The organism is Roseovarius lutimaris, assembly GCF_900115165.1.
Classification (GTDB): Bacteria; Pseudomonadota; Alphaproteobacteria; order Rhodobacterales; family Rhodobacteraceae; genus Roseovarius; species Roseovarius lutimaris.
In genome coordinates, this window is record NZ_FOVP01000060.1 from 1 (window position 1) to 4112 (window position 4112).

The 4112-nt window shown below is 52.7% G+C and carries 2 tRNA genes and 2 rRNA genes; all 4 read right to left on the reverse strand.

Features of this window, described 5'->3' with window-relative positions:
- Nucleotides 1-181 precede the first annotated feature (181 nt).
- The 4 genes from rrf to BMZ91_RS20875 all read right to left on the reverse strand — a co-directional run bounded on the left by rrf (nt 182) and on the right by BMZ91_RS20875 (nt 3984).
- Nucleotides 182-296 (reverse strand): 5S ribosomal RNA (gene rrf / locus BMZ91_RS20860).
- 88 nt (nt 297-384) lie between these two features.
- Nucleotides 385-3213, reverse strand: a 23S ribosomal RNA gene (locus tag BMZ91_RS20865).
- A gap of 482 nt (nt 3214-3695) precedes the next feature.
- Nucleotides 3696-3771, reverse strand: a tRNA-Ala gene (locus BMZ91_RS20870).
- 136 nt (nt 3772-3907) lie between these two features.
- Nucleotides 3908-3984, reverse strand: a tRNA-Ile gene (locus BMZ91_RS20875).
- Nucleotides 3985-4112: the final 128 nt, after the last annotated feature.

A 4112-nucleotide genomic window follows, 5' to 3' on the forward strand; every position in this document is an offset into this window, starting at 1 on the left:
GCTCTGGCTGGACGCGCTTTGGTCAAGTGCCAGGCGCGGCCAGCGGCGGACGCGGATTTGCGACGGGACGGCGGTCGGTTGCGGCACGAAAGCCCTGCGGATTGCAGCGTGGTTTTTTGGGCATGATTTGGGGTATTTTGTGTCATCGATGAGAGAGATACATCACTGAGGTTTTTACTAGGTTTGGCGGCGACCTACTCTCCCACGTCTTAAGACGCAGTACCATTGGCGCGACAGCGCTTAACGGCCGGGTTCGGGATGGGACCGGGTGTTTCGCTTGTGCTATGACCACCAAACCGAGAAAAAACCTCTTGTGTCCAAGTCAAGTCATCTAATGATGTGTATGCTTTTGATTTGTCTGTAACAGTCTGGCTATTACTGGATCAAATCAAGCCTATCGAGCAATTAGTACCAGTCAACTGAACACATTACTGTGCTTACATCTCTGGCCTATCGACGTGGTGGTCTACCACGGCTCTCAGGGATACCTTGTTTTGAGGGGGGCTTCCCGCTTAGATGCCTTCAGCGGTTATCCTGTCCGAACATAGCTACCCTGCACTGCGGCTGGCGCCACAACAGGTCCACCAGTGGTTCGTTCACCCCGGTCCTCTCGTACTAGGGGCAACTCCTCTCAAGTATCCTACACCCACGGCAGATAGGGACCGAACTGTCTCACGACGTTCTAAACCCAGCTCACGTACCTCTTTAAACGGCGAACAGCCGTACCCTTGGGACCTGCTCCAGCCCCAGGATGAGATGAGCCGACATCGAGGTGCCAAACACTGCCGTCGATATGGACTCTTGGGCAGTATCAGCCTGTTATCCCCGGCGTACCTTTTATCCGTTGAGCGATGGCCCTCCCACTTGGGACCACCGGATCACTATGGCCGTCTTTCGACTCTGCTCGACTTGTCAGTCTCGCAGTCAGGCTGGCTTCTGCCATTGCACTCAACGAGCGATTTCCGACCGCTCTGAGCCAACCTTCGCGCGCCTCCGTTACGCTTTAGGAGGCGACCGCCCCAGTCAAACTACCCGCCACGCAGGGTCCCGGATCCGGATAACGGACCGCGGTTAGACATCAAGAGTGCGAAGGGTGGTATCTCAAGGGAGGCTCCACAGAAACTAGCGTTCCTGCTTCAAAGCCCACCACCTATCCTGCACATCACAATCCTGATGCCAGTGCGAAGCTGTAGTAAAGGTGCACGGGGTCTTTCCGTCTAACCGCGGGAAACCTGCATCTTGACAGGTAATTCAATTTCGCTGAGTCTATGTTGGAGACAGCGGGGAAGTCGTTACGCCATTCGTGCAGGTCGGAACTTACCCGACAAGGAATTTCGCTACCTTAGGACCGTTATAGTTACGGCCGCCGTTTACCTGGGCTTCAATTCAGAGCTCTCACCCCTCCTTTTAACCTTCAGGCACCGGGCAGGCGTCAGACCCTATACGTCGTCTTGCGACTTCGCAGAGCCCTGTGTTTTTAGTAAACAGTCGCCACCCCCTGGTTTGTGCCCCCAGCCTCTAGTTGCCTAGAAACCGGGCCTCCTTCTCGCGAACTTACGGAGGTATTTTGCCGAGTTCCTTCAACATAGTTCTCTCAAGCGCCTTGGTATTCTCTACCAGTCCACCTGTGTTGGTTTAGGGTACGATCTAGCGGAAGAGCTATTTCCAGGGACCAGTCAGCAGCCCATCCAATCCGATAAGGATGAACTACCTCTCTGATCCGTCACTTCTTCCTGGCCCAGGAATATTAACCTGGTTCCCATCGACTACGCCTTTCGGCCTCGCCTTAGGGGTCGGCTTACCCTGCTCAGATTAGCTTTAAGCAGGAACCCTTGGACTTTCGGCGAGAGTGTCTCTCACACTCTTTGTCGCTACTCATGTCATCATTCTCACTAGTGATCTCTCCACCGGATGGCTCACGCCCCGGCTTCATCGAAAGCTCCGTGTCTCCGTAACGACCGAAGTCGCTAAAGAGACATGGAACTATGTCACACTACGCTCTGCTACCATGCCTTACGGCATCCTAAGCTTCGGCTCATGGCTTGAGCCCCGTTACATCTTCGCCGCAGGACAACTTATTTAGACCAGTGAGCTGTTACGCTATCTTTAAAGGATGGCTGCTTCTAAGCCAACCTCCTGGTTGTTTTGGTCGTCCCACCTGCTTTCCCACTTAGCCATGAATTGGGGGCCTTAGCTGTAGGTCAGGGTTGTTTCCCTCTCGACTACGGACGTTAGCATTCGCAGTCTGTCTGCCATCTAGTACTCCTCGGTATTCGGAGTTTGGTTAGGATCAGTAAGCCTGTGGGGCCCCATTACCCATCCAGTGCTCTACCCCCGAGGGTATTCGGATGACGCTCTACCTAAATAGATTTCGCAGAGAACCAGCTATCTCCGAGTTTGATTGGCCTTTCACCCCTAGGCACAACTCATCCCGACCTTTTTCAACAGGTGTGGGTTCGGACCTCCAGTTAGTGTTACCTAACCTTCATCCTGGTCATGCCTAGATCACTCGGTTTCGGGTCTGATCCATCTAACTCATGCGCCCTATTAAGACTCGCTTTCGCTGCGCCTACACCTAACGGCTTAAGCTTGCTAGATAGACCAAGTCGATGACCCATTATACAAAAGGTACGCCGTCACTTCACAAGGAAGCTCCGACTGATTGTAGGCGTTCGGTTTCAGGTACTGTTTCACTCCCCTCGTCGGGGTGCTTTTCACCTTTCCCTCACGGTACTGGTTCACTATCGGTCAGTAAGGAGTACTTAGCCTTCGAAGGTGGTCCTCCGATCTTCAGACAGAATTTCACGTGTTCCGCCCTACTTAATACGTCCAATCATGCTTCATATACGGGGCTATCACCCACTATGGCCGTGCTTCCCAACACGTTCTATTCACAATCATGGCTCGGCTGGTCCCCGTTCGCTCGCCGCTACTAGGGGAGTATCATATTGATGTCCTTTCCTCCGGGTACTTAGATGTTTCAGTTCTCCGGGTTTGCTCTTATAAACCTATGTATTCAGTCTATAAGTACCTGTTTCAGCTCGTTATTGATTGCAAAAGCAAACAATAACAAACTGTCAGGTGGGTTGCCCCATTCAGAAATCCATGGATCAAAGCTTATTCTCAGCTCCTCATGGCTTATCGCAGAGTATCACGTCTTTCATCGCCTCTTACTGCCAAGGCATTCACCAAACGCCCTTTTCGCGCTTGATTTGATCCAGAAATAGCAAGACTTGCCTTTATGTCCTACCGCTTCGCTACTTGAGGACTATTTACATCCGCAACCAACGTTACTGCATAAGACAACAAACCTGCGCGGCAACAGAAGCTGGTAAGAAACTGTCGCCTTCATTCCGGTATCAAAAGCATACTTTTTCCCGCCTGGTTCTAAAACCAGACTATTGAACAACGCGATTGACCTACCATCCGTGCGGGAGGCAGGCCACGTTGTTCGGGTTAGTGTACTTGACTTGGACAACGCTGTTCGTTTCAGCTGGCATACGCAGGACAGGCCGAGGAAACAGCCCATGTCTACGCTCGCCGCACCCCTTGCAGGGCTTGGCACCAAACCGAGATGCATCCGCTAACGCGCGGGCATCAAACAGTGTTGATATTTGTATCTCTCTATACGATGTCAATTCGTCCGATTGGACGGCTAAACACTTCAAACAGTGCTTAGCGATCTAATCGAGTTATGGTGGAGCCTAGGAGGATCGAACTCCTGACCTCCTGAATGCAAATCAGGCGCTCTCCCAGCTGAGCTAAGGCCCCATTCTATATGGCCTACCGCCTATTCGGCTACTTGAGGCCAGATGTTTCGGCCTATCGCGCGGAGCGCTACTTGAGGCCAGATGTTTTGGCCTATCGCGCGGAGCGCTACTTGAGGCCACCTTCCCCTTGCGGGTGATGGTGGGTCGAGGAGGACTTGAACCTCCGACCTCACGCTTATCAGGCGTGCGCTCTAACCACCTGAGCTACCGACCCAGACAGGCCGGTAGGCCTGAAAACGTTTCCGAAGAGATATGAGGACGGCCTGGCTCGCCAGTGCCCAAAAGGGCCTGACTATGTGACCGGCTTTGTTTGCCGATCATGCTAAGTGTTTAATGTGTGGT